General features: G+C 64.4%; 2 protein-coding genes. Both read right to left on the bottom strand.

Annotated elements, in window-relative coordinates:
- Positions 1-72: 72 nt before the first annotated feature.
- Entirely contained in the window at positions 73-591 is a 519-nt protein-coding gene (locus OC610_RS27720; RefSeq protein ID WP_264432733.1) for a DUF3299 domain-containing protein, read from the bottom strand.
- Positions 592-602: 11 nt separating this feature from the next.
- Positions 603-1,221 (bottom strand): ABC transporter permease (locus OC610_RS27715; RefSeq protein WP_264432730.1); only part of this gene is annotated, 619 nt, incomplete at its 5' end.

Genomic DNA, 1,221 nt, shown 5'->3' with positions numbered 1-1,221 from the left:
CTGTGGGAGCGAGCTTGCTCCGGGCGGCGATCCGACGATAGCTATCTCATCAACAGCACATCACCACCGGATTCACTCCGGCAGTTCATACACATAAATCTTCTCGGCCTCCATCTGATACCCGGCATCAGCCAGTTCACTCGTGGACGGCTTGACCTGCATCGGCCCTTCGACCCAGTACGGCTGATACAACTCGTCGAGCTTGACCCCGACTTCGCTTTTCACATGGACGATCTGGTTCGACGGCGGCGGCGGCACATGGATGCAGGCGCCGAAGTACGGCACCAACAGAAAGTCCGTGGTGCGACCTTCTTCGCTGACTTCCAGCGGCACGATGTAACCCGGCAAGCGAATCCGCTGGCCATCGAGGGCCTTGACCACCGGGGCGTCGGGCAGGTCCTGCCTGGCCGCTGGCGCGGATTCGGCGGCCAAGGCATCGCTCATTTTCGACAGGTCGTGCAGCGGCGTCATGTTCGGCACTTCCGGTGGCGCGTCCGGCGGGATCATTTCCGACCAGGCCAGGTCCCTCGGCTCGGCCGCCCAAAGGGGCAGGGCGACCAGCATCAACAGCGCAAACAGGGCGCGGGGCATCTTCGGCTTCCTCATAAACGGATCGACAGGCCGTCGGCCAACGATTGGCGATAGGCGCGCCAGGCCGGCACGCTGCCCATCAACAGGGCGGCGACCAGGATGCCAGCGAGCAGCGTCCATTCATATTCGCTCGGCCAGCCCAATGGCAGGTACAAACCGTAGGCCGCCTGCACGTAACCCTGGGCGGCCGCGATGCCGATGTACAGCAACACCAGCCCGGCGGTGACGCCGGCCAACGCCAGGGCGAAGGCTTCGAGCACCAGCAGGCTCGCGATGTGCCACGGTCGCGCGCCCACCGAACGCAGGATCGCCATTTCCCGGCGGCGCTCGTTGAGGCTGGTGAGGATCGCCGTGAGCATGCCGATCAACCCGGTCAGGACGACGAACAGCGAAATCACGAACAGGGCTTTTTCCGCCGTGCCCATCAGGCTCCACAATTCCTGCAGCGCCACGCCGGGCAGGATCGCCAGCAGCGGTTCGCCTCGGAACTCGTTGATCTCGCGCTGCAGGGCGAAGGTGGAAATCTTGCTATTGAGGCCAAGCATGAACGCGGTAATCGCTTGCGGCGTGAGGTCCATGTTGCGGGCCTGGTCGGCGCTGATGCGGCCATTGCCCTGGGCCGGCACGCCG

The organism is Pseudomonas agronomica (assembly GCF_025917275.1).
GTDB classification, from domain to species: Bacteria; Pseudomonadota; Gammaproteobacteria; order Pseudomonadales; family Pseudomonadaceae; genus Aquipseudomonas; species Aquipseudomonas agronomica.
Note: the sequence above shows the minus strand (reverse complement) of the source record. Positions and strands in the feature narration are given on the sequence as shown.